This window comes from Falsiruegeria sp. JB4-1, assembly GCF_055693495.1.
The window spans coordinates 3,003,362-3,025,722 of sequence record NZ_JBVFTZ010000001.1 but is presented as its reverse complement, the minus strand read 5'-3'; the positions used below and the strand labels follow the sequence as shown (position 1 = coordinate 3,025,722).

Sequence of the window (22,361 nt, the reverse complement as noted above, 5' to 3'; positions counted from 1 at the left end):
AACAGCTCATTGTCCAGCCGCAAAAAAGCAGGTTCTAAATTTAGACTAACACCGTCTGGAATGAGGCGCTCAAAAAAAACCCTCCCCACGAGTGGTGGGGAGGCTAAGTATTGCATTTGATGTGCCGACAAGGTGTTCTCCCTTGCCTGCAAGGTGGTTGTACTAGATCGCCAAGTATTCGGCGCGTAGTTCTTCGTTCTCCAGAACTTCGGCAGCCAAGCCGTCAAAGACGATGCCGCCGGTGTCGAGGATCACGGCGCGGTCAGCCAGTTCCAGCGCGCGCACCGCGTTTTGCTCGACGATGATGGTGGTCATGCCCTGTTCCTTGATGTGGATAAGGGTCTTTTCGATCTCGTCCACGATTACCGGAGCGAGCCCTTCGTAGGGTTCATCCAAGAGGAGTACCTTGATGTCACGCGCCAGCGCCCGCGCGATGGCCAGCATCTGCTGTTCACCACCTGACAGGGTCACACCTTCTTGCTTGCGACGTTCGCCTAAACGAGGGAACAGGTCGTAAAGGCGATCCAGCGACCAGCCGACGGGCGGCGCAATCTGGGCCAGTTGCAGGTTCTCCTCGACCGTCAGGCCGGGGATGATGCGGCGGTCTTCGGGCACAAGGCCAAGCCCAACCGATGCGGCCTCGTGGCTGGCCATTTTATGCAGCGGTTTGTGATCCAACCAGATCTCGCCATGGCGCACTTCGGGGTCACCAAGCCGTGCGATGGATCGCAGGGTCGAGGTTTTGCTTAGCCCCATTGCGCCCCAGCAGGGCCAGGATCTCACCTTCGTGCACGTTAAAGGAAATGCCCTGCACGATGTAGCTTTCGCCATAGTACGAGTGCATGTCCCAAACCGACAGAAAGGCCGGAGCAGTCGTGGCCTGATTGGCGTTTTTGGAAAAGTCCGGTTTGACGTTCATTGATCTTCTCCCTTACGCCGACTCACCGAGGTACGCTTCGCGCACTTTCGGATGGCCCTTGATGTTCTCCGGTGTGTCTTCCACCAGTGGTGTACCTTGGGCCAGAACGGTGATGCGCTCGGCCAGGGAGAACACCACATGCATGTCATGCTCGATGATGGCGATGGTAATGTCGCGCTCTTCTTTGATCTGTTTGAGCAGATCGATAGTGTTGTTTGTGTCGGCTCGCGCCATGCCCGCGGTAGGTTCATCCAACAGCAACAGGCGAGGTTCCTGAGACAGGCACATACCGATCTCAAGTCGCCGTTTATCGCCGCGTGATAGCGAGGCAGAATGCATGTGCCGCTTATCGGCCATGTTCATGTCTTCAAGCACGCTTTCGGCGCGTTCGATGATGTCCTTCTGACTACCGACCGAGGGCATAGCGTTCAGTTCGAACGCCCCGTCCCGTTTGGCAAAGCAGGGGATCATCATGTTTTCCATCACCGTCAGATCGCCAAAGATCTCGGGCGTCTGGAACACGCGGGAAATGCCCATCTGGTTGATCTCATACGGCGCGCGGCCCAACACCGACTGCCCGTCGAACATGACCGAGCCGGTGTCGGGGATCAGCTTGCCCACCAGGCAGTTGAGTAGGGTGGACTTGCCCGCCCCGTTGGGGCCGATGATGGCGTGAACGGTGTTTTCGGCCACGCTCAGGTTCACGTCACCCAATGCTTGCAGGCCACCGAACCGCTTGTTGACGCCTTTGACTTCAAGAATGCCCATGATGCGTCTCCTTATTCCGCAGGTTCGGTTTTGCCGGTGGTTTCGTCTTTGCCTTTGTTGCGCTTGCTGCGCACCCAGGCTGCAAGACGTTGACCACCTTCGACCAGGCCACCAGGCAGGAAGATCACAACCATCATGAACATCAGGCCCAACGTCAGGTGCCAGCCCTTACCCACAAAGGGATGGATGATGGCCACGACGAAATCCTCAACCCCATCCGGCAGAAAGGCGAACCAGCCGTGCAGAACGTTGTCGTTGATCTTCGAAAAGATGTTCTCGAAGTACTTGATGAAACCAGCACCCAAAACCGGACCGATCAAAGTGCCGGCACCACCCAGAATGGTCATCAGGACAACTTCGCCCGATGCAGTCCACTGCATACGCTCGGCGCCTGCCAGCGGGTCCATCGCAGCCATCAGGCCACCGGCCAGACCGGCGTACATGCCCGAGATCACAAAAGCCGCCAGCGTGTAGGGGCGGGTGTTCAGCCCGGTGTAGTTCATCCGCTGTTGGTTCGACTTGACGGCACGGAGCATCATGCCGAACGGCGAGCGGAAGATGCGGATCGCCAGATAGAAGGCTGCCATCATGATCACCGCGCAGACATAGTAGCCGGCGTTGAAGTCAAACGCCCAAGGTCCCACGTCCATCGTGTAGGTCGATCGCATCGACAGGCCAAACAGATGCGGCAAATCAGGAGCGTTTGCGCCGTGGAATATCTGTGGGTCATCAGCATAAACCTGCAGGCCGGTTTCCCCGTTGGTCAGGTTGAACTTGGGGTTCGACAGCACCGAATAGGCCAGCGCGAACGACATCTGGGCAAAGGCCAGTGTCAGGATCGAGAAGTAGATGCCCGAGCGGCGCAGGCTGACGTATCCGATCAGCAGCGAGAAGAGACCCGCAATGATCACGGCCAGAACGATAGCGGGAATGATGTTGTAGCTGAGCAGCTTGAACATCCACACGGCAGAGTAGGAACCCACGCCTAGGAATGCGGCGTGTCCAAAGGACAGGTAGCCGGTCAGACCAAACAGGATGTTAAAGCCTACGGCGAAGATCCCGAAGATCACGAACCGCTGCATCAGGTCAGGATATCCCGCATTGAACTGCGCCATGGCGCTGTCGGTGGGAAAAGGGTTGAGGATGAAGGGCGCCAGCAAAGTCAAAAGCGCCACGACGATCAGAAGGGATGTGTCTTTTTTGTCTAAACCAAACATGGCCTTACTCCTCCATCACACCTTTGCGACCCATCAACCCGCGTGGACGGGTGAGCAGGACGACGATAGCGACGAGATAGATTATGATCTGGTTGATGCCAGGGATTGTGGTGGTTGCCCAGGTGGTTGAAGCAAAGCTCTCCAGAATGCCCAGCAGGAACCCCGCGAGCACAGCACCGGGCAGAGACCCCATGCCGCCGACAACAACCACAACGAAACTGAGCACCAGAAAGTCCATGCCCATGTGATAGTTTGGCGGATTGATCGGCCCGTACATAACACCGGCCAATCCCGCGACAGCGGCTGCGATGCCAAACATGATCGTAAACCGACGGTCGATGTTGATGCCCAAAAGGCCCACGGTTTCGCGGTCTGCCATGCCTGCCCGAACAACCATCCCGAAGGTGGTGAACTGCAGGAAGGCAAAGATGCCGCCGATGATCAATGTTGCAAAGCAGAAGTAGACGATGCGCCAGACTGGATAGACAATGTCCATCCCGATGATGGCGCCAAGGTTGGCAACGCCATTCAGTGCGTCCGGCGGCGGTGTCTGGATCGGATTGGCGCCGAAGAAATACTTGACGATTTCCTGCATGACGATGGCCAGGCCAAAGGTCACAAGGATCTGGTCGGCATGGGGACGCTTGTAGAAGTGTTTGATCAGACCGCGTTCCATCACATAGCCGACGAGCAGCATGATCGGAATGGCAATGAGCACCGCAAGCGGAACGGCCCAGTCGATAATCCAGGCCCCGGCCTCGGGCCCGAACCATGCCTCGACGTAAGGCGTTTTGACCTTCAGCGGATTGCCCAGAAAGTCCTTTTGTGTCTCGTCGATGGTTTCGAACGATAGCGTCAGGACACGTTGAAGTGTGACGGCGCAAAAAGCGCCGACCATAAACAGCGCCCCGTGGGCAAAGTTCACCACGCCAAGCGTGCCGAAGATGAGTGTCAGCCCGAGCGCAATCAGCGCATAGGCCGAGCCCTTGTCGAGCCCGTTTAGAATTTGAAGCAGGATGGCGTCCATTGTCCCCACCTTTGGGTTGGCCGGTTTTTTGGCTTATTTTGGTTTCCCCCGGACCGGGGCTCTCCCCTTCCTCGGTCCGGGGGTGGCAGAACCACGCGCTGGGCGTGGTTCAACCGTCAGGCGCACATGCGAACCTTATGCGCCCGGATTACACTTGCCCAAATCGCCACCGGCGAACATCGGGTGATCAGGCGCATAGGTGACCTGCTCAACCGGCGTTACTTCGACGATTTCCAGCGTGTCATAGGCGTTGGTCGGGTTCAGCGCTCCGCGCACAACCAGCACATCCTTGAAGCACTGGTGGTCGTCGGCACGATACAGCGTCTTGCCGTTGCCCAGACCATCGAACTCAAAGCCTTCGAGAGCTTCGGCAACACCACAGGGGTTGAAGGTGCCCGCACGCTCACATGCGTCCGCATAAAGCAGAACCTGTGCATAGCATGTCTGAGCCGAGTTTGACGGCGGCTTGCCGTACTTCTCGCCGAACGACTTAACGAACGCTTTGGTGCCTTCGTCCTGCAGCTGCCAGTTCCAGTTCATCGAGCCCAGAACGCCTTTGATGTTTTCACCCGCACCTGCGGCCATCAGTTCCGAATAGAGCGGAACAACGATCTTGAAGTCTTTGTTGTTCACGACCTTGTCGAGCAGGCCGAACTGGATCGCGTTGGTCAGCGAGTTGACCATGTTGCCGCCATAGTGGTTCAGAACCAGCACATCCGCGCCCGAGTTCAGAACCGGTGCGATGTAGGACGAGAAGTCGGTCGATGCGAGCGGGGTTTTCACCGTGTTGACGGTTTCCCAGCCCATGGCTTCGGTCGAGGCCACGATCGACTCTTCCCGGGTCCAGCCCCAGTTGTAGTCAGCCGTCAGGTGATAGGCGCGACGTTCCTTGCCCATCTCGGCGGCCAGCACCGGAGCCAGAGCGGCACCCGACATGTAGGCGTTAAAGAAGTGACGGAAGCCATTGGCCTTCTTGTCCTTGCCGGTGGTGTCGTTGGCGTGGGTCAGACCCGCCATGAAGATGACGCCAGCCTCTTGGCACAGACCCTGAACCGCAACAGCCACGCCCGAGGACGAGCCGCCGTTGATCATGATTGCGCCGTCTTTTTCGATCATCGACTTGGCCGATGCGCGGGCTGCGTCCGATTTGGTCTGGGTGTCGCCAGTGACGAACTCGACCTTCTTGCCCAGGATGCCGTTGCCCTTCAGCGCTTTGGACGTGAAGGTGTTCATGCAGCCGCCGTCGCCCTCACCATTCAGGTGCTCAACCGCCAGCTGCTGGGCCAGCAACTCATCGTTGCCTTCGTCCGCATAGGGGCCAGTCTGGGGCACGTTAAAGCCCAAGGTGACCGAACCGCCTGTGGGTTCGTTGGTGTAAGCCGCCGCGGACGAGGCGGTAAAGATCGTCGGCAATGCAACACCGGCCCCTGCAACGGCACCGGTTTTTAGCACACCACGGCGTGTGACATCAGATTTGGTCATTCATTCCTCCCATTTCGTGATTTGCACCGGGCGGCTCCTCTTCCGCATGGCGCAGGCACTATTCGTGCAAAGCGATTATGGGGCGCGTATGGAAAATCCTGCAATAAACCCTTTATTTAACGTAATAATTCTGTAAATAAGTACACAGGCATTATGGGTTTGATGTAAATTAAGTTACATTGCAGCGCAGAAAGCCTTTGATAAGGCACGAGATATTCAAAAGGTCGACATGGCGCGTGATACCTTAACTGGAAGCCGTATTCGCGAAAGGCGCATGATCGCCGGGCTGCGTCAGGCAGATCTTGCACGGCAGGTGGGAATTTCAGCGTCGTATCTCAACCTGATCGAGCACAATCGCCGTAGAATCGGCGGCAAGCTTCTTGTTGATATCGCGGGTGTTCTGGCCGTCGAGCCCTCGATGTTGACCGAAGGTGCAGAAGCCGCATTGATTGCAACTTTGAAGGAAGCCGCAGCGGACGCTGGCGCAATAGCTGCCGAGACCGATCGCTCGGAGGAGTTTGCGGGTAGGTTTCCCGGGTGGGCAGAGGTGCTGGCTCAGGAGTATCGAAGAACTTCGGCTCTGGAACGTACGGTTGAGACATTGTCCGACCGGCTGACCCACGATCCATATCTGGCCGCCTCATTGCATGAGGTGCTGTCGACAGCGGCTGCAATTCGCTCAACGGCCTCAATTCTGGCGGAAACCAGGGAGCTTGAGGCCGAGTGGCGTGACCGCTTTCACCAAAACATCAACCAGGATGCAGAACGCCTTGCCGAAAGTTCAAAGGCTCTGGTGACGTATCTGGATGAAAGTGAAAGCAGTGAAGACAGGCGCGGAATTCCTCTGGAAGAGGTTGAGGCCTTCATCGCGGGTCAGGGGCATCATTTTCCAGAGATCGAAACTGGCGCTGCCGTTAGGGAACAGCAATTGCAGGGGCTTTCGTCCGGAGCTGCGCAGAAGATTGCGCGACAGCTTCTTGACGTTTACGCGGCAGATGCGCGGGCGATGCCACTATCTGAATTCTTGGATGCTGTCGGGCGTTATGGAATCGATCCTCTGTCTCTGTCGCGAGAGTTTCATGTGGACATGCCAGCGGTGTTTCGGCGATTGGCGAGCCTGCCACAGGGGGCATTGCCACAAGAGGTTGGCTTAGTAATCTGTGACGCCAGTGGTAGTATCCTGTTTCGCAAATCAATTACCGGGTTTGCCTTGCCAAGATACGGTGAAAGTTGCCCGTTGTGGCCACTATTTACTGCGCTCAACCGCCCTTTGGTGCCAATTCGTCGTCGTGTATCACAACTTGGGCGAACCGTTGGCGAGTTCGACTGCTTGGCGGTTTCCTGGCCTCAGGAGATGCCGGGCTTTGATCGTGATCCTGTTTATCGGTCCATCATGCTGATCCTGCCGGTTCCGGCGGCGCAAACCGGGGCAGAAGATGCACAGCCGGTTGGCAGCAGTTGCCGGGTGTGTCCTCGGCAAGAGTGTGGTGCGCGTCGCGAGCCTTCTATTCTGTCAGAAGGGTTTTGACAGTTCCGTGACAGCGACGCTAAGCTGGATCGAACCGCATTGGCGGAGTGAGAACTCCGTGCCTTTTTTGGGGAGGAAGGGCAGAGATGAGCCGACGTGTCATGTTGGTCGAGGACGAACCGAACATTGCTGAAGCGATCCGGTTTTTATTGGTTCGGGATGGATGGCATGTTGATACTCATGCGGATGGTGCGGACGCTGTCGAGGTGATCAGCGCGGCAAGCCCGGATCTGGTCATTCTTGATGTTATGTTGCCGGGCAAGAGCGGAATGGAGATTCTGACAGATTTGCGTGCGCGTGAAGATCTGAAAGGGTTGCCTGTACTGATGTTGACTGCCCGAGGGCAGTCAAGAGATCGCGACATGGCAGAAAAGGCGGGTGTCAGCCGTTTCATGACCAAGCCCTTTTCAAATACTGAAGTGTTGACTGCCGTGCGAGATTTGTACGCCCAGGCCACACAGACATGAGTCGCGAGCCGGAAACTGAACCCGGCCAGGTTTCCTATCCACCGGTTTTCCTGGAGCGCCAAGGCTATCGTCGGCGTCGCTTGATGGACGCCGCTCGCCTTTTGCCGCTGATCGGTGCAGGGTTGTTTGCTGTTCCATTGCTGTGGCCAGGACCGGGTGAAGCGCAAGAACCGTTCAGCATGTCGTCCGCGATTGTCTATGTTTTTGGCATCTGGGCAGGTTTGATCGTTGTAGCGGCTGTTTTCGGTTTGGGGGTTAGTCGATTGAACCGACCGAGCGATGTGGCGCAAACGGAGCAAAGCTGATGGCATCGCTCAATGTATTGGTGCTGGTGTGTCTGGGTTACGTCGCATTACTTTTCTTGGTTGCCTTCGCCGCTGATCGGCTGGCTGCTACGGGACGCAGCACGTGGCTCCGGTCTCCTTTGGTCTATACGCTATCACTGTCGATCTATTGCACCGCGTGGACGTTTTACGGAGCGGTTGGGTACGCTGCCCGTTCGGGGCTGGAGTTTGTGACTATTTACCTGGGCCCCACTCTGGTGATGATTGGCTGGTGGTGGGGCCTGCGAAAGCTTGTTCGCGTCGGACGCAGTCAGCGCGTGACTTCGATCGCTGACCTGATTTCGTCCCGGTACGGCAAGTCGAACCTGTTGGCGATCTGTGTGACAATTCTCGCAGTCATCGGAGTGACGCCATACATTGCGCTGCAACTTCAGTCTATTACGTTGTCTTTTTCAATCTTTGCCGAGGCCGACCCTGACAATTCCTATAATGAAATTGCCAGTGTGTTTTGGGTTGCCGCGGGGTTGGCAATCTTTGCAATCCTGTTCGGAACGCGAAATCTGGATGCCAACGAGCGCCACCACGGCGTCGTCACAGCCGTTGCTATCGAAGCCGTCGTCAAACTGTTGGCGCTGCTGGCAGTAGGGATCTTTGTGGTCTGGGGGATCGCCGGCGGGATCAGTGATACGATGGCTCGTATTGATGCTTCCGAGATTGGCCAGTGGCAGGTGGATCGGGGAAGGTGGGCTACGATCACTTTTCTTGCAGCTGCGGCCTTTGTCTGTCTGCCACGTATGTTTCAAGTGATGGTGGTCGAGAACGACGACGAGCGTCACCTGCGCACGGCTGCTTGGGCCTTTCCACTTTATCTGTTGCTGATGAGCCTGTTTGTCGTGCCCATAGCAGTCGTCGGGCTGGATCTGATGCCCGAAGGGGCAAACCCTGACCTGTTTGTTCTCACCGTACCACTTTCGCAAGGGCAGCAGGGGCTTGCGATGCTGTCGTTCCTTGGGGGTTTTCCTCGGCCACGTCGATGGTCATTGTGGCTGCTATGGCCCTTTCCACAATGGTGTCGAACCACATCGTGATGCCGGTTTGGCTCAGTTCCCAAGGGTCCGGAGCGTCAGTGTCGGGCGATGTGCGTTCTATCGTGCTGTTGTCGCGAAGGGTGTCGATTGCGGTGATCATGGCGCTCGGTTACTTCTACTATCGGCTTTCAGGCGGGGGCGCAGCCCTTGCCGCGATCGGGCTGATTGCCTTTGCGGGCATAGCGCAGATCTTACCGGCGCTTGTCGGTGGGCTGTTCTGGCGCGGCGCCACCCGCTCAGGTGCTCTCGCCGGGCTGACCATCGGTTTTGTTCTTTGGCTGTACACTTTGCTGCTCCCCGGAATCGGGGGCAATGTCATGCCCGCAAGTGTCATGAGCAATGGGCCTTTTGGGTTGTCCTGGCTCCGTCCTCAGGCTTTGTTCGGGATCGATGGTATTGATCCGATGGTGCATTCGGTCATGTGGAGCCTGTCTCTGAATGCCGTGGGATTCTGTGTCGTATCACTTTTTGGTATTCCCAGCCCGATCGAGCGGTTGCAGGCAGCGCAGTTTGTCAATGTATTCGAGCATTCTGCAGGTCCGCGAGGCTGGGTTGGCTCGGTGGCGCAGAGCGAAGATTTGATGATCATGTCGCAGCGCATCCTGGGTGGGCATGAAGCACAAACCTTTTTTCACGCCGAGGTCCAGAGACAGGGCGGACGTGGCCATTTGCCCGAACCGACACCGATGTTTCTGGATCGACTGGAACGCGAGCTATCCGGTTCTGTAGGTGCAGCAACTGCACATGCGATGATCGGACAAATCGTTGGTGGCTCTTCGGTTTCGGTCGAGGACCTGCTGGCCGTAGCGGACGAATCTGCACAATTGCTGGAATATTCCAGCCAACTCGAGGCCAAATCGGCGGAACTCAGTCGTACTGCCCATCAGTTGCGCGAGGCAAATGAAAAGCTGACACAGATCTCGCTGCAAAAAGACGCGTTCTTGAGTCAGGTCAGTCATGAGTTGCGCACACCGATGACATCCATACGTGCATTTTCCGAGATTCTGCGTGACACCGATGAATTGAAACCCGAAGAACAGACCCGATATGCAACGATCATTCACGACGAGGCCTTGCGATTGACGCGTCTATTGGATGATCTGCTTGATCTAAGCGTGTTGGAACGGGGGCAGGTCAATCTGAACCTTGATGACGGAACGCTGATGGGTGTTCTGGATCGGGCTGTGTCCACCGCTATGACCGGTGCGCCTCGGAAAATGAAGATCGTTCGGACCAAGGCGGACGAGCGTGTTCCTGTGCATTCGGATCTGGATAGGTTGACCCAAGTTTTCATCAACCTGATCGCCAATGCCCGCAAGTACTGCGACGCGGCGGACCCCGAGTTGACAATCCAAGTTCATGAAATCAGCGGCAAAATCGTAATCGACCTGATCGACAATGGCAGCGGAATTCCAAAGGAATCCCGCAAATTGGTTTTTGAGAAATTTGCCCGTGTCAGCGCAGACCGTGCCGGAGGGGCTGGGCTGGGCTTGGCCATTTGTCGCGAGATCATGCAACGATTGGGCGGTGACATATCCTATCTGAACGGGCATCAAGGCGCGGCTTTTCGTGTCAGTGTGCCCACAGGTTACGAACTGGCAGCGCAATAGCTGGCTGTAAACACATTCGTAACCATCGGACTGTTAGATCAGAGATGGGACGAACAGGGCCGACAAGGCAGGTCAGGGCAAATGCCATCAGAGGTGGATACACACTCGGTACTTCAACGCAAGCTCGCTGCAGCTCAAGACGAGGGGCGTTCTATCAGGCGTTCCATTTTGCGTGCCATGCGCCTGGGGTTGGCCCGCGCAGCTGTTGAGACGATCGATATGGCCATGACGGTCATCGGTGCGACGCAGGCACGCAGATCACAGGACGATTTGGAAAGCGTACTTCCCGAAGATCGACTTTTTATTTTTCTGTCAGGACCTGGCGGAGTACTTGGGGGGATTTGCGTCGACCGGGTCTGTGTAACAACGATCATTCAACAACAAACAATGGGAACCGTGTTTTCCGCGCCAGTAGGGAACCGCGCGTTTACTGACACCGATGCGGCCATGGTTGCGCCCTTGGTTGACGCGTTTCTACCAAGAGCACGAGATTTGGTCGAGGCGACCGTGGATAGGGTGTGCTTGGACGGGTTTCAGTTCGCGGGTCGCGCAGAGGACCGACGAAGTTTCCTACTGGCGCTGGAATATGAGAGTTTTCGTCTGTTTGATCTGACTGTCGAGATAGGCGGCGGCGTGTCTCAGGGAAACTTGACAGTGATTTTGCCCGATCAACCTGAACCTCAGGATGCAAATGACACAGCGGGTGAAGCAATTGACGCTGCGGGGATGGAACAATCATTTGGTGTCATGCGCGCAGAGTTGATGGCCGTCATTTCCCGCGTTCAACTTCCTTTGTCAGCGTTTGCGGAAATGAGACCTGGGGATGTCCTGCCGCTGATTGGGGACAAGTTGGACAAAACTGAGGTGCTGACAATCGAAGGGCAGAAGGTAACCTTGGCCCGGCTTGGCCAATGTCGTGGCATGCGCGCGTTACGTCTGAACGAAAACGTACCCAAACTGGAAGCACCAAGCCCGGACAGCGGGTTTTCAGAGCACAGAGTGACCGAGGCCACGGCGCTGACCGTTGTTGGCCCAGACATCATCGAACATACTCCGACTGTCGAAACAGCGGCCGAGACAGTGGATACTGATAAGTCCAACGTGGTTGAAAATAGCAATTCCAGGTCAGATTCGGAACAGACTCTACCGCAGCTGAGCCCAGAGCAGGCCGCTGCAGAAATCTCAGAGTTGGCTGGATTGCCCACTCTTGAGAAGAATCTTACCCCATAGCGGTTCGACGTGAGTGCGAGCGATCTTGAAGCAAGAACCTTGTTTTCAAATGATGGACTATGACTGTTGTTGGCGTCGGTAGTCTGGGTTGGCGCATTCAGAACTTGGGATGTTTCAAGTTCTTGGATTGGAAGTCAGCAACCGGTTAACCAACAGGAATGCGTGGTGCACAGTTTGTTTCCACTACAAACGGTCCAAAAACGAGCCGTCTGATGACGGTGCTGTAACAACCGCCACCCTTACTAGCTGCAGAGTTTGTATCGCAAAAAGAACGCTGTTTCAGGATTGACTGAGTTGTTCAAGCGTCGGACGAAGACCATCCAATTGATACCCGGCGGCCGAAGTCTTGGACAAGATTTCTTCTGGCTTCAATTCTCCACACTGACCAAGTGCCCAAACGACTGAGCATCTGGTTCCGGATGCGCAATATGCAAGAACCTTGCCGTCTCCACACTCTGCCATTTGCCGTTGCAACGACACGTTTTCAGGGGTCATGGTCTGGTGGGTCAGTTCCAATACCTCGAATTCCATGCCTGCTTGACGTACAGCCTGTTCGATTGCGTCTGCCTGATGGCTGGGCGGAACCTCTGAATTGGGCCGGTTGCAGATGACCTTGGTATAGCCGGCTTCGGCAATTGCGGGGACGTCTTCAACCGAGATTTGCGGCGAGACTGAATAGCGGTCGGTGATCGGTCGAATATCCATACCAGTTCCTTAGGCGGCAGCAGCAGAGTCTGTCCAGTTGCGAGCCCAGTTTTGGTGCAAAACTCATACCTGCCAACATTGCGACCACGAAAATCAGGCCGCCGGTACCGCCAAAGGTCAAGGAGGCCACGGCGGGCCCGGGGCACAAGCCTACCAGTCCCCAACCCATGCCAAACAGCACTGATCCGGTAATCAGTCGACGATCCAGTTCTGGGCGGGGAGGGGTTGGAAAACTGCCTCCTGAAAGCGGCTGTCTGTTGTGGGTCAACCTCCAGGCCAGCAGCATCGGAAGAATGGCCCCTCCCATGACAAAGGCCAATGTCGGATCCCAGTTGCCAAACACGTCCAGCCATCCTTGAACCTTTGTCGTGTCGGTCATGCCTGACAAAAGCAACCCAGTCCCAAAAAGAGAGCCAGACAAAAGGGCAATCAGAACGCGCATCAGATCACTCCCAGTAGGTGACGAAAGAAGACGAGGGTGAGGCCGCCTGCAAGGATGTAGAAAACGGTGGCAACAATTCCACGCAGCGAGAACCTTGAAATCCCGCAAACCCCGTGACCCGATGTGCATCCGTTGGCGATCCGGGTTCCTGCACCGACAAGAAGCCCAGCAAGAACGACAAGACCCCAATTGCTCGTGAGATGGGTCTCGGCCCCAAGGCCGAAAACCTGATTTACGATCAATGGGGCCACGATGACGCCGACAACAAAAGCGCATCTTTCCGCCGCGGTCCCCCAGCCTGAACGGTCAACAAGCCCCCCGAGAATACCGCTCGCACCCATGATGCGACCATTTCCCAGAAGCAGTACGGCCCCGCCAAGGCCGATGATTACACCGCCAAACAGGCCCCATATCCAATCGATTGGCATCTTCAGTTTCCCTTGTATGAGGTTCCTGGCCGCTTCAAAGCTTGTTGATCGGCACTTTCAGAAAGACATCGCCCTGCGCGTCGGGCTCGGGCATTCGACCGCCGCGCATGTTGACCTGCAACGATGGCAAAATCAGCCGTGGCATCGAAAGAGTGGCATCCCTGGCATCGCGCATCGCGACGAACTCTTCGACGGGGCGGCCTTTACCGATGTGAATGTTGAGGGCTTTCTGTTCCCCCACCGTGGTTTCCCAGGCAAACTCGTCTCGACCAGGGGCCTTGTAGTCGTGACCCACAAAAATACGCGTACTGTCGGGGAGTGAGAGGATCTTTTGAATGGATTGGTAAAGGGTCTCGGATGAGCCGCCTGGAAAATCACAACGTGCTGTTCCGAAATCCGGCATGAAAAGCGTATCACCAACAAAGGCCGCGTCTTCGATGACAAAAGTCAGACAAGCCGGAGTGTGCCCCGGTGTTTCCAGTACATCGCCACGCATCTGCCCGATGTGCAGGCTGTCACCTTCAGTAAAGAGCGCGTCGAACTGGCTTCCATCGCGTTGGAATTCGGTTCCTTCATTGAACACCTTACCAAACGTGTCCTGAACCATGGTAATATTGTGCCCGATACCAATTTTGCCCCCAAGCTTTTCCTGCAAATAAGGTGCGGCAGACAAGTGATCAGCGTGAACATGGCTTTCCAGCAGCCATTCGACCTTGAGATCGTTTTCTTTCACATAACGGATGATTTCATCAGCCGATGACGTATCTGTTCGACCTGCCGCTTGATCATAGTCCAGCACGCTGTCGATAATTGCACAGGCTCGCCCCTCGGGTTCTCGCACAAGGTAGGACACGGTGAAGGTTGCCTCGTCAAAGAAGGCTTTCACAAAAGGTGTCATAGGTTTCTCTCTCCGCGATGTTTCATGAGTTTATATATAAAAAGCAGAATATGTTGCAACAGGTTTAGTGATGACCGGCAAGTGGGACTTTGAGATGGGTCAAGGAAGTTGCCTTCAGCCGATGTTAGCATTGCTTGGAAATCGAGCCAAATCACAGATTTTCGCCACTCTTTTGTGCTTTGGTCAGAGTTCGCACCTGCGCAATGCGGTTTTGCACAATTGTTACACGAATCCGGCTAAGTTCAACTTATAGGGGAGGAAACACATGTCCGATCATGAACTTCTGCAGCAAGCCAAGATACTCGAAGAACGCCTGGATGGAGCAAATCAGGCCCTGCGCTTGGAGCTACAACCTGCGTTAAGCCATGTTATTGCCAAGCTACGTATGAGCGGAACGAAAATCCCGACGCGGCTAGTGCGGCTGGATGCAACTCTTTGCGACGAAGCAATCGAAGCGCGATTTGACAATATGCCGGTCTGATCGGGCCTTGGGCTTAGCCCAAGGATATGCCGATAATGACCATCATAAGGCCCAGTACCGACAAGAACAGCGACCCCAGATTCCATGGCAGAACGGCCTGAACGGCAGCTCGTAATTCGTCGTCGCTCAACCCTGCTTTGCGGGCTTTGTTCACCCGCAGAATACACCAGATTAGACCGACTAGCCCGGCAAGCGACAGCGCAGCACCTCCCCAGACAATAAATTCGAACATGATGCACTTGCCCCTGTGAATGATGGCGTAGCGGTTAGCGGATTGACGCGTATGGCGCAAGACGATGACTGCAATCGGCAATGGATGCTTGCAGCAGGTTCAGGGGCGATGTATTCCGCATCTCACCTCAAAACCGACACTGACGGAGAACTGATCGTGGAAGAGTCTCAGGCCGAAGCAAACTACCGTGTGACTGCGGGCGAACTACGTCAATTCATCGAGCGGGTCGAACGGCTTGAGGCCGAGAAAAAAGACATCGCCGATCAGCAGAAAGAGGTGATGGCCGAAGCGAAGGCTCGGGGTTACGACACCAAAGTCATGCGTAAGGTCATTGCCCTGAGAAAGCGGGACAAAGACGACATCGCCGAAGAAGAAGCCGTACTCGAGATGTACAAAGAAGCGCTTGGGATGACCTAACATCGCCTCAAAGTGCTTCTGCATTGCATTGCCCAAATCGCAGAAGGTTTGGACGATAAAAAACCGGACCTGCATGTGTAGCGGGCCGTGAAGCTTCGTTTGAGGCCCAGGCTTTGGATATCAGAAACGATTGGTCGGCTTTGAGCATCGGCAACTGGTCTGATGCGTCGCAGAGGTTTGTTGCGTCGCTTGGGCTGTCACATTTTACTATTTTGTGGAATGGCGTGCTGTTTGATTTCGTGTGACGCCCTTTGCGTCCTTGGTTGGATCACACCTGTGAAAGAGCAAGGTGAAGCGAAGTCGACAAACGACAGATTTAAGGCGATTTCACCGATTCTAAATCTACTCATGGGCGAGTCTCTGTGCGTACTTATCCGTGCGCTGCAAGTTATGTCATTGAGGACAGATTAAGTGGTGAAAGCACCGAACTCAGTGACCGATTCCCAACATTGAATCAGCTTTTTCACACTCCAACATGGGTGGTTGATACAACTGAGGGGCCGATCTCGGAGAATGTCAGGCGACTTTTTGCCTGTTTGTGTGAAAGTGTTCATAAACAACTGCTTAAAGTATAATCTTTCGCCTTCGACTAAGGGAAGCACAAGTGTTTTTCGCTATTGCGAGCCTTGGTTCAGAGCCTTGGCTCGTGTAGGCTCAGGTCATGACAATTCGCCCCTTGAAAGTAGCGCGAGGGAAGGGCAATTCTGGATCGATCCTAGGTTGATCAAGGCAGGTAAGTGGTCTAGTCAACGCACGAAATTATTTTTTTCTGAGAGATATCATGGTTAGCGGCAAGAATCATTCACGCCCCAATGACTCGATTGACCAAAAAGATGAAGCTGAGCTGGTTCGACTTCTACGTAGGTCGAAGGATTTCCATAGCAAATGGTACCTTAGAACCTATCCAGACGTGGCCAAGCTGGGAATGGAGCCATCGCTTCATTACTTGCGCTATGGCGCAGCGCTTGGGCGAAACCCCGGAAAGCACTTTGACACTCGATTTTACCTTGAGAATTACCCCGACGTTTCAAGAAGTGGGATAAACCCGCTCGTTCATTATCTGAAGTTTGGTAAGGCCGAAGGTCGCCTGCGTCGAGAAATTGAAGGCAAATTCAACAAAGCTTCCTCGAAGCTGATCACAACCATTCGAAAAAAGCTGCTTTGTCTCGGATTCACCGACCAGCCGCTCGAAGATCTGCATGAGATACTCAAAACGAGCAAGAACGCGGAGGAACGCAGTAAAGCCGCGCGTGAACTGGCGCTGTGGTACATGCGTCAAAGATCCCCGGACGGGTGGCGCAAAGCGCTCTTTTTTGTCGAGCGTGCCCGGACCGAATTCAAGTCGGCTGAAATGCGTGACAGGCTGCTGACTGTTGAATTGTTGTGTCACTATTTTCTGAAAGAAACTGACAAAGGTCTTGCCGCTCTGCGAGCCGCTGAGACGACTGGCAGACTATCTCCCGACAATTTGTTGGCTGCGGTCAATTTTCAGACGACACCTGAAGCACGCTTGAATGCCATAAATGAAGTTTTGGAGAGGTACGACATCTCTCCTCTGAGTTTACAGGACAATGGCCCAACCCCCTACGACAGATTGACTTCGGCAAGTGCACTTGCTTCGGTCAACGACGGGCCAAAGATTTCCGTGCTAATTGCGGCATACGAAGCCGGCGACACGCTTCCAACTACACTTAGGTCATTGCAAGAGCAAACCTGGAAAAACCTGGAAATCATCGTACTCGACGATTGCTCGCCGAGCATGGATACAACACTGGTTGCGGAAAGTTTTGAAAAAGACGACCCAAGGATTCGGGTTATCCGCATGCCGGTGAATGGCGGCGCTTATGTAGCGCGAAACCACGGTCTGGATGTGGCGAGTGGTGAATATGTGACAATCCATGACGCTGATGACTGGTCCCATCCGGAAAAGCTGGAAAGGCAGGCCCGATTCCTGATGGAAAACGAGGCCGTGATTGGATGCACCACTCAACAGGCGCGTATTTTTTCGGATCTTTCCTTCACTCGATGGACAGGGCAAGGCATATTCCTGATCACCAACACGTCTTCTTTCATGTTCCGTCGGGAACCAATGAGGGAACGGCTGGGGTATTGGGATACGGTCCGTTTTGCCGCCGACAACGAGTTGATCCGCCGTATCCAGACGATTTGGGGCAAAGATGCAGTTCAGCACATCCAGTCTGGACCGCTTTCGTTTCAACGCGATTCCGAGACTTCGATTGTTGCAGACGACGCGCTTGGCATTAATGGTTTGCCCTTTGGCGTACGGCGTCAATATCTGCAGGCGCAAAAGGCAATTCACGACAGGCCAGAAGCGCTTCGGTATTCAAATGACGCAGAAAACCGACCCTTTCCAGTCCCACTCATCATGAGGACCGGCAAAGGCAAGTTCCCGAAATCGAACCATTACGATGTTATCCTGGCGTCTGAGTTTAGGCTTTTGGGGGCAACTCTCATTCCAACGCGCAGGACTTGATTTGCCAGAAACAAGCCGGACTGCGGTCTGCGATCGTTCCCATTTACCGATACGACGTGAACGCGAATATCGACCGTCCCATACAAAACGAAGTGTGGAACCAGGTGGATGGTCGTTCTGTCGATGTCCTGAGCTATGGGGAACACGCAAGTTGTGACCTGCTGATCGTGCGTTACCCTCCTGCCTTGTATCGTCATAGCCGGTTCATGCCGAAAATTGATGCCAAAAACATCAAGGTGGTCATAAATCAACCTCCGTTCAGTGACTATTCAGACGATCGGATTCTGCGGTACAAGCTGGCGGACTGCGCCGAGAACATCCGCCGCTACTTTGGCAAGGATGCGACATGGCACCCAATCGGTCCCCTGGTTCGTGATGCATTAACTGAACATCATTCTGATGAACTTGGCCATATTCATCTGTCGGATGAAGATTGGCACAATATCATCGATATTGAGGGATGGGATCGCGGGGCGAGAAAACGCACGTCGTCGGATCGCCTGCGAATAGGTCGTCACTCGCGTGATAGCGTACACAAGTGGCTAGATACACGCGTGGATACTCTTGCCGCGTACCCAAACACAGACGACGTAGAGGTACACATACTTGGTGGAGCTGAAACACCAGCGTCGCTCATCGGAAATGTCCCGTCGAATTGGACCGTATATCCATTTGGGTCGATTCACCCGCGAGACTTCATAGCTGAATTGGACGTCTGGATTTATTTCTCTCACCCAGAATGGGTTGAGAGTTTTGGTAGGACAATTATTGAAGCGATGGCGGTAGGGGTTCCGGTAATCTTGCCAGAGATCTATCGGCCGCTGTTTGCTGACGCAGCAATCTATGCGACACCTCAAACGGCTGTCGAAATCGCTCGCAAGCTACATGCTGATCCAGTTGCCTATGATGACCAAGTCGAGCGCGCGCGTCGCTACGTGTCTTCCCATTTCAGCTACAAGATGCATATTGAGCGGCTCAGAAATGCAGGAGTAGAAAAGAAGTGACCAACGATAAACTGCTGAATGTTCCAAGAACATCGGGCAAGACAAGCTTGGAACAATTGAATTCGATCGAAAGACGCGAATTTACCTCAAGTGAGGATTTTGGAGATTCACCCAGAGTCCTGCATTTGGAGCGAGAAGGCTTTCGGTTCGATTTCTTGTGGCAGCCAAAAGCTGGATCCGACAAGCTTTTCGTACTCTTTTCCGGTGATGCCATGAGGAGCAAGTTTGACCCGCCTTTGTTCCAAAGGTGGACCCGGGCATCATACTTCCCTGGACACTGCCTGTTTGTTTCCGACCCTTCGCTCTATTTGGCAAGTAAACTTGGTCTTGCATGGTACACGGGAACGACAAAATTCGATCCTTTGCCAGTTGTTGCCGAAATTGTAGATGGCCTGACGTCTAAGATTGGAGTCGAGGCTGATAGAGTGTGGACATATGGTTCGAGTGGCGGCGGTTTTGCCGCAATCCGTATGTTGGATTTTCTTCCTAAGGCTGGCGCGGTCGCAGTAAATCCCCAAACGAACATCGCCGCATATGAGCGGAAAAACGTAGAACGCTATTTGGAGCTTTGTCTGGATAAGCGAACCCGCGCAGAAGCGTTGAGCGATCTACCAGAGCGAGTAAGCCTTATTGGTCAACCGGACCGGTTCAAGGGTCGAAAGCTGGTTTTGCTTCAAAACATTTTGGACGAACACCACTACATTAATCATTACTTCCCGTTTTGCTCGTCTTTGGGGGCCACTCCTCTTATGAAAGCTAAAGAAGACTGCCCCGCACAGTTTCATTCTGAAACGATGTGTTCGATTTTGTTTTCTGACCCCGGTGGACATGGTCGCGCAGAATCTCCAAGATCATTTACCAGCGCCATGGAAGCTGTTTCTGCAATTGACAGTCTAACTCCGAAGCCTAAGTTCGGGTGGTTCGGTTTGAAACAAAAACTGGCCGTCTAACAAAACGAATGTAACGCAAGGCGTAGCGAAATGACCGAGAAACCTAGTAAGACAGACGGCGCCTTTAAAGGCTATTCTTCTGGTAAGTATTGGCGCCAGCGCAGCGATATGATGTACTACAAGTACCTTGATCACATTATGCGAAGCGTTGGTGCCAAGGCGGACAGTCTGATCGATGTAGGTTCCGGAAATTGCCAGTACCTTGATTGGTGGGATTGGATTCCGGAACGGACGTCTGTCGACATTCGGGTGCCCTACGAGATCGCCAGGCGTGAAGGGAATTCAGGGCGATATTTTTGAGCTCGAATTCGATAAGACTTTTGATATTTGCTCCTGTTTTCAGGTTTTGGAACACGTTCCGGATGCAAAGCGTTTCGCGCGTCGACTGCTGGAATTGGGTGAGCTGGTCATTGTTTCGGTTCCTTATGAATGGGGCGATGTGCCAAAACCTACGCCGGGGCACATACATGATCCGGTCACGCATGAAAAACTTCGCGATTGGATGGGACGCGATGCAAATTACAGTGTGGTCGTTGAAGAACCGTTTGGGCGGTACAAATTCAAACGCCTAATTGCGTTGTATGACAAGGATACAGAAAAAGCGTTTGGTCCTGGCACAGGTGCAGGTCGCATTAAACGCGACATGGGGCAGGCGCAGAAATCCTAAAGGCGTCCTGCTGCGCAGGGGATAGTCTTGCCTCCTGTCTTCGCCCTTCAGACCGCCCAGCACGATCCTGATCTTCTCTTCCGCTGATACTGCTTGCGGGTGGCTCGGCGGATGTCTTTGACGACCTTCTCGCCGTGGCTCTTAAGTGTTCCGGGTTTCTGCCTCATCTCCACTCCTTGGTGGTTACGATGTGGCAGAAACCCTCTCTTATCAAATCACCCTAAACTGTCCCATTTGGCGCTGACGTCAGACATTCTGAATTCGTGATCTGTTGTCCGAAAATAGTTTTGTCCTTGAATGAGAAAAAGACCGATTGGTATCTCACGCCAATTCAGGGGCTTTACATGGGCGTTTGCGAGTTTCACGCTGTACGCCACTTTGAGTGAGGATGAACAATGAAGCTGTTGCGTATAGGTTCCCCCGGGAGAGAGAAGCCATGTGTTCTGGACAAAGATGGTTTAGTCAGGGATTTGTCGTCAGTCGTTGATGACTTCGGCCCCGACACAATCTGGGGCCTTTCGGCCAAACTGGCGGCAGAGAAGCTGGATGAATTGCCCGTTGTCGATTTGACGGACGCGCGCATTTCCACCCCCATGTCGCAACCGCGCAATATCTATTGCATTGGCCTCAACTATTCTGATCACGCCGCAGAGGCCGGGCAGCCGATCCCCGAAGAACCCATCCTGTTCAACAAATCGGCCAGCACCTTTTGCGGGCCGAATGATCCCATCCTTTACAGCCCGAAAATGTCCAAGCTGGACTGGGAGGTCGAGTTGGGGATTGTCATCGGCAAGACCGCTTTGAACATTTCGCGTGACGAGGCGCTGGACCACATCCTGGGCTATACGCTGGTCAACGACGTGTCCGAGCGCGCCTGGCAGCTCGAGCGTTCGGGCCAATGGGCCAAGGGCAAGAGCTTTCCGCATTTCTGCCCCACCGGCCCGTGGATTGTCACCACGGACGAGTTGGGCGAGGCTAGGGGCCTACCCATGTGGCTGGACGTAAATGATCAGCGGATGCAGACCGGCAATACCGATACGATGATTTTCGATTGTGCGACAATCGTCAGCCACCTGAGCGAGTTCATCCGGCTCGAACCGGGTGACTTGATCTGCACGGGAACCCCCTGGCGTTGGCATGGGTATGGACCCGCAAGTCTGGCTCAAGGTGGGCGACGTGGTGCGGCTGGGCATCGAAGGGCTCGGTGAGCAGGAGCAGACGGTTACACCGTTGTAATACTCAGCATATTGCCAAGGGGAAACATCATGGCTCTGGACATGTCGAAGCGACTTGATGGGAAAGTGGCGGTGGTCACTGCGGCCGGACAGGGAATTGGCCGCGCATGTGCAGAACGGCTGCGGGCCGAGGGGGCGCAAGTCTTTGCCTCGGATCTCAACGGCGCCTTTCTGAGCGACGCACAGGGTATGGAAACGGCGGCTTTGGATGCCACTGACTACGATGCCGTGCAGGCTTATTTTTCCGGTTTTGACAGGATCGACGTCATGGTTCACGCCGTGGGTTACGTGCATCAGGGCACCATCGAGGAATGTAGCCCCGAGGACTGGCACAGGTCGCGGTCGATCACCTTGGACAGCGCCTACAACGTTTTGTCGGCGGCGGTGTCCAAAATGAAGCAACATGGCGGAAGCATCGTCACGATTGCCTCGGTCGCGGGCGCAATCAAAGGCCTCCCCAAACGCGCGGCCTATTGTGCCACCAAGGCAGGTGTCATCGGGCTGACCAAGGCGCTGGCCGCCGACTATGTGGCGGGCGGTATTCGGTGCAACGCGGTTTGCCCCGGAACCATCGACACCCCCAGCATGCGCGACCGCTTGGCCGAACTTGAGGCCGAGTTCGGCAGTTACGACAAGGCGTGGGAGTTCTTTATCAGCCGCCAACCCATGGGTCGTTTGGGCACGGCAGACGAAGTGGCCTCGGTTGTTGCGTTTCTGGCGTCTGATGAAGCAGCGCTGTTTACAGGACAGACCATCCACCCTGACGGCGGCATCTCCATCTAACGTAC

21 protein-coding genes and 3 pseudogenes are annotated in these 22,361 nt (G+C 54.7%); 14 read left to right on the top strand and 10 right to left on the bottom strand.

What is annotated here, in order from left to right:
- Nucleotides 1-162 precede the first annotated feature (162 nt).
- The 5 genes and pseudogenes from ACZ1HE_RS15435 to ACZ1HE_RS15415 form a co-directional block, all read right to left on the bottom strand.
- Nucleotides 163-919: pseudogene (locus ACZ1HE_RS15435) on the bottom strand (ABC transporter ATP-binding protein).
- A 12-nt stretch (nt 920-931) separates the two neighbouring features.
- Nucleotides 932-1,687: an ABC transporter ATP-binding protein gene (locus ACZ1HE_RS15430; protein WP_472622172.1), complete on the bottom strand. Its 756-nt coding sequence runs from the start codon at nt 1,685-1,687 to the stop codon at nt 932-934.
- 11 nt (nt 1,688-1,698) lie between these two features.
- The gene (locus ACZ1HE_RS15425; protein WP_472622170.1) at nt 1,699-2,904 is read right to left on the bottom strand and encodes a branched-chain amino acid ABC transporter permease; all 1,206 of its coding nucleotides are present in this window, start codon (nt 2,902-2,904) and stop codon (nt 1,699-1,701) included.
- Nucleotides 2,905-2,908: 4 nt separating this feature from the next.
- On the bottom strand, nt 2,909-3,931 hold the full coding sequence (locus ACZ1HE_RS15420) for a branched-chain amino acid ABC transporter permease (protein WP_472622168.1): 1,023 nt from the start codon (nt 3,929-3,931) through the stop codon (nt 2,909-2,911).
- 135 nt (nt 3,932-4,066) lie between these two features.
- Nucleotides 4,067-5,413 (bottom strand): substrate-binding protein, encoded by a 1,347-nt coding sequence (locus ACZ1HE_RS15415; RefSeq protein ID WP_472622166.1) that lies wholly within the window; start codon nt 5,411-5,413, stop codon nt 4,067-4,069.
- Nucleotides 5,414-5,642: 229 nt separating this feature from the next.
- On the opposite strand from ACZ1HE_RS15415, the gene ACZ1HE_RS15410 reads away from it, so the two are divergent.
- From ACZ1HE_RS15410 to ACZ1HE_RS15390, 5 genes and pseudogenes are all read left to right on the top strand, one after another.
- Nucleotides 5,643-6,941, top strand: coding sequence for a short-chain fatty acyl-CoA regulator family protein (locus ACZ1HE_RS15410; protein WP_472622164.1), 1,299 nt, complete (start codon nt 5,643-5,645; stop codon nt 6,939-6,941).
- 86 nt (nt 6,942-7,027) lie between these two features.
- A complete protein-coding gene (locus ACZ1HE_RS15405; RefSeq protein WP_472622162.1) occupies nt 7,028-7,408 on the top strand; it encodes a response regulator transcription factor in 381 nt (126 codons plus the stop codon).
- Nucleotides 7,405-7,713 (top strand): hypothetical protein, encoded by a 309-nt coding sequence (locus tag ACZ1HE_RS15400; protein WP_472622160.1) that lies wholly within the window; start codon nt 7,405-7,407, stop codon nt 7,711-7,713. Before ACZ1HE_RS15405 ends, ACZ1HE_RS15400 begins: the two co-directional genes overlap by 4 nt.
- Nucleotides 7,713-10,390 (top strand): annotated as a pseudogene (locus ACZ1HE_RS15395) (ATP-binding protein). Before ACZ1HE_RS15400 ends, ACZ1HE_RS15395 begins: the two are co-directional and overlap by 1 nt.
- A 177-nt stretch (nt 10,391-10,567) precedes the next feature.
- Nucleotides 10,568-11,620, top strand: a complete 1,053-nt coding sequence (locus ACZ1HE_RS15390; protein WP_472624491.1) for a FliM/FliN family flagellar motor C-terminal domain-containing protein — start codon at nt 10,568-10,570, stop codon at nt 11,618-11,620.
- Nucleotides 11,621-11,899: 279 nt separating this feature from the next.
- On the opposite strand, the gene ACZ1HE_RS15385 is transcribed toward ACZ1HE_RS15390, so the two are convergent.
- The 4 genes from ACZ1HE_RS15385 to ACZ1HE_RS15370 are packed head-to-tail and all read right to left on the bottom strand — an operon-like array spanning nt 11,900 to nt 14,093.
- The gene (locus ACZ1HE_RS15385; RefSeq protein ID WP_472622158.1) at nt 11,900-12,325 is read right to left on the bottom strand and encodes a protein tyrosine phosphatase family protein; all 426 of its coding nucleotides are present in this window, start codon (nt 12,323-12,325) and stop codon (nt 11,900-11,902) included.
- A complete protein-coding gene (locus ACZ1HE_RS15380; RefSeq protein WP_472622156.1) occupies nt 12,270-12,767 on the bottom strand; it encodes a DUF6691 family protein in 498 nt (165 codons plus the stop codon). Before ACZ1HE_RS15380 ends, ACZ1HE_RS15385 begins: the two co-directional genes overlap by 56 nt.
- Nucleotides 12,767-13,195, bottom strand: coding sequence for a YeeE/YedE family protein (locus ACZ1HE_RS15375; protein ID WP_472622154.1), 429 nt, complete (start codon nt 13,193-13,195; stop codon nt 12,767-12,769). Before ACZ1HE_RS15375 ends, ACZ1HE_RS15380 begins: the two co-directional genes overlap by 1 nt.
- Nucleotides 13,196-13,229: 34 nt before the next feature.
- Entirely contained in the window at nt 13,230-14,093 is an 864-nt protein-coding gene (locus ACZ1HE_RS15370) for an MBL fold metallo-hydrolase (RefSeq protein ID WP_472622152.1), read from the bottom strand.
- A gap of 265 nt (nt 14,094-14,358) precedes the next feature.
- Between ACZ1HE_RS15370 and ACZ1HE_RS15365 the strand changes: the two genes are divergently transcribed.
- Nucleotides 14,359-14,574, top strand: a complete 216-nt coding sequence (locus tag ACZ1HE_RS15365; protein WP_472622150.1) for a hypothetical protein — start codon at nt 14,359-14,361, stop codon at nt 14,572-14,574.
- 13 nt (nt 14,575-14,587) lie between these two features.
- Here ACZ1HE_RS15365 and ACZ1HE_RS15360 read toward each other — a convergent pair whose 3' ends face one another.
- Nucleotides 14,588-14,806, bottom strand: coding sequence for a hypothetical protein (locus ACZ1HE_RS15360; protein WP_472622148.1), 219 nt, complete (start codon nt 14,804-14,806; stop codon nt 14,588-14,590).
- 108 nt (nt 14,807-14,914) lie between these two features.
- Here ACZ1HE_RS15360 and ACZ1HE_RS15355 point away from each other — a divergent pair, with 108 nt between their 5' ends.
- The 8 genes and pseudogenes from ACZ1HE_RS15355 to ACZ1HE_RS15320 all read left to right on the top strand — a co-directional run bounded on the left by ACZ1HE_RS15355 (nt 14,915) and on the right by ACZ1HE_RS15320 (nt 22,356).
- A complete protein-coding gene (locus ACZ1HE_RS15355) occupies nt 14,915-15,223 on the top strand; it encodes a DUF2312 domain-containing protein (protein ID WP_472624489.1) in 309 nt (102 codons plus the stop codon).
- A 910-nt stretch (nt 15,224-16,133) separates the two neighbouring features.
- Nucleotides 16,134-17,717: a glycosyltransferase family 2 protein gene (locus tag ACZ1HE_RS15350; protein ID WP_472622146.1), complete on the top strand. Its 1,584-nt coding sequence runs from the start codon at nt 16,134-16,136 to the stop codon at nt 17,715-17,717.
- 56 nt (nt 17,718-17,773) lie between these two features.
- Nucleotides 17,774-18,721 carry a glycosyltransferase gene (locus ACZ1HE_RS15345; protein WP_472622144.1) on the top strand — a complete coding sequence of 316 codons (948 nt, stop codon included), beginning with the start codon at nt 17,774-17,776 and terminating at the stop codon, nt 18,719-18,721.
- Nucleotides 18,718-19,671, top strand: coding sequence for an alpha/beta hydrolase (locus ACZ1HE_RS15340; protein ID WP_472622142.1), 954 nt, complete (start codon nt 18,718-18,720; stop codon nt 19,669-19,671). The genes ACZ1HE_RS15345 and ACZ1HE_RS15340 overlap by 4 nt, the downstream gene beginning before the upstream one ends.
- Before the next feature lie 30 nt (nt 19,672-19,701).
- Entirely contained in the window at nt 19,702-19,971 is a 270-nt protein-coding gene (locus ACZ1HE_RS15335; protein ID WP_472622140.1) for a hypothetical protein, read from the top strand.
- Nucleotides 19,943-20,338 (top strand): class I SAM-dependent methyltransferase, encoded by a 396-nt coding sequence (locus ACZ1HE_RS15330; RefSeq protein WP_472622138.1) that lies wholly within the window; start codon nt 19,943-19,945, stop codon nt 20,336-20,338. Before ACZ1HE_RS15335 ends, ACZ1HE_RS15330 begins: the two co-directional genes overlap by 29 nt.
- A 395-nt stretch (nt 20,339-20,733) precedes the next feature.
- Nucleotides 20,734-21,574: pseudogene (locus ACZ1HE_RS15325) on the top strand (fumarylacetoacetate hydrolase family protein).
- Between the two features lie 41 nt (nt 21,575-21,615).
- Nucleotides 21,616-22,356, top strand: coding sequence for an SDR family oxidoreductase (locus tag ACZ1HE_RS15320; protein WP_472622136.1), 741 nt, complete (start codon nt 21,616-21,618; stop codon nt 22,354-22,356).
- Nucleotides 22,357-22,361 lie beyond the last annotated feature (5 nt).

What these genes read in the sequence shown, in the direction of transcription:
- ACZ1HE_RS15430 (WP_472622172.1), bottom strand. Translation starts at nt 1,687, where the DNA reads ATGGGCATTCTTGAAGTCAAAGGCGTCAACAAGCGGTTCGGTGGCCTG.
- ACZ1HE_RS15425 (WP_472622170.1), bottom strand. Translation starts at nt 2,904, where the DNA reads ATGTTTGGTTTAGACAAAAAAGACACATCCCTTCTGATCGTCGTGGCG.
- ACZ1HE_RS15420 (WP_472622168.1), bottom strand. Translation starts at nt 3,931, where the DNA reads ATGGACGCCATCCTGCTTCAAATTCTAAACGGGCTCGACAAGGGCTCG.
- ACZ1HE_RS15415 (WP_472622166.1), bottom strand. Translation starts at nt 5,413, where the DNA reads ATGACCAAATCTGATGTCACACGCCGTGGTGTGCTAAAAACCGGTGCC.
- ACZ1HE_RS15410 (WP_472622164.1), top strand. Translation starts at nt 5,643, where the DNA reads ATGGCGCGTGATACCTTAACTGGAAGCCGTATTCGCGAAAGGCGCATG.
- ACZ1HE_RS15405 (WP_472622162.1), top strand. Translation starts at nt 7,028, where the DNA reads ATGAGCCGACGTGTCATGTTGGTCGAGGACGAACCGAACATTGCTGAA.
- ACZ1HE_RS15400 (WP_472622160.1), top strand. Translation starts at nt 7,405, where the DNA reads ATGAGTCGCGAGCCGGAAACTGAACCCGGCCAGGTTTCCTATCCACCG.
- ACZ1HE_RS15390 (WP_472624491.1), top strand. Translation starts at nt 10,568, where the DNA reads ATGCGCCTGGGGTTGGCCCGCGCAGCTGTTGAGACGATCGATATGGCC.
- ACZ1HE_RS15385 (WP_472622158.1), bottom strand. Translation starts at nt 12,325, where the DNA reads ATGGATATTCGACCGATCACCGACCGCTATTCAGTCTCGCCGCAAATC.
- ACZ1HE_RS15380 (WP_472622156.1), bottom strand. Translation starts at nt 12,767, where the DNA reads ATGCGCGTTCTGATTGCCCTTTTGTCTGGCTCTCTTTTTGGGACTGGG.
- ACZ1HE_RS15375 (WP_472622154.1), bottom strand. Translation starts at nt 13,195, where the DNA reads ATGCCAATCGATTGGATATGGGGCCTGTTTGGCGGTGTAATCATCGGC.
- ACZ1HE_RS15370 (WP_472622152.1), bottom strand. Translation starts at nt 14,093, where the DNA reads ATGACACCTTTTGTGAAAGCCTTCTTTGACGAGGCAACCTTCACCGTG.
- ACZ1HE_RS15365 (WP_472622150.1), top strand. Translation starts at nt 14,359, where the DNA reads ATGTCCGATCATGAACTTCTGCAGCAAGCCAAGATACTCGAAGAACGC.
- ACZ1HE_RS15360 (WP_472622148.1), bottom strand. Translation starts at nt 14,806, where the DNA reads ATGTTCGAATTTATTGTCTGGGGAGGTGCTGCGCTGTCGCTTGCCGGG.
- ACZ1HE_RS15355 (WP_472624489.1), top strand. Translation starts at nt 14,915, where the DNA reads ATGTATTCCGCATCTCACCTCAAAACCGACACTGACGGAGAACTGATC.
- ACZ1HE_RS15335 (WP_472622140.1), top strand. Translation starts at nt 19,702, where the DNA reads ATGACCGAGAAACCTAGTAAGACAGACGGCGCCTTTAAAGGCTATTCT.
- ACZ1HE_RS15320 (WP_472622136.1), top strand. Translation starts at nt 21,616, where the DNA reads ATGTCGAAGCGACTTGATGGGAAAGTGGCGGTGGTCACTGCGGCCGGA.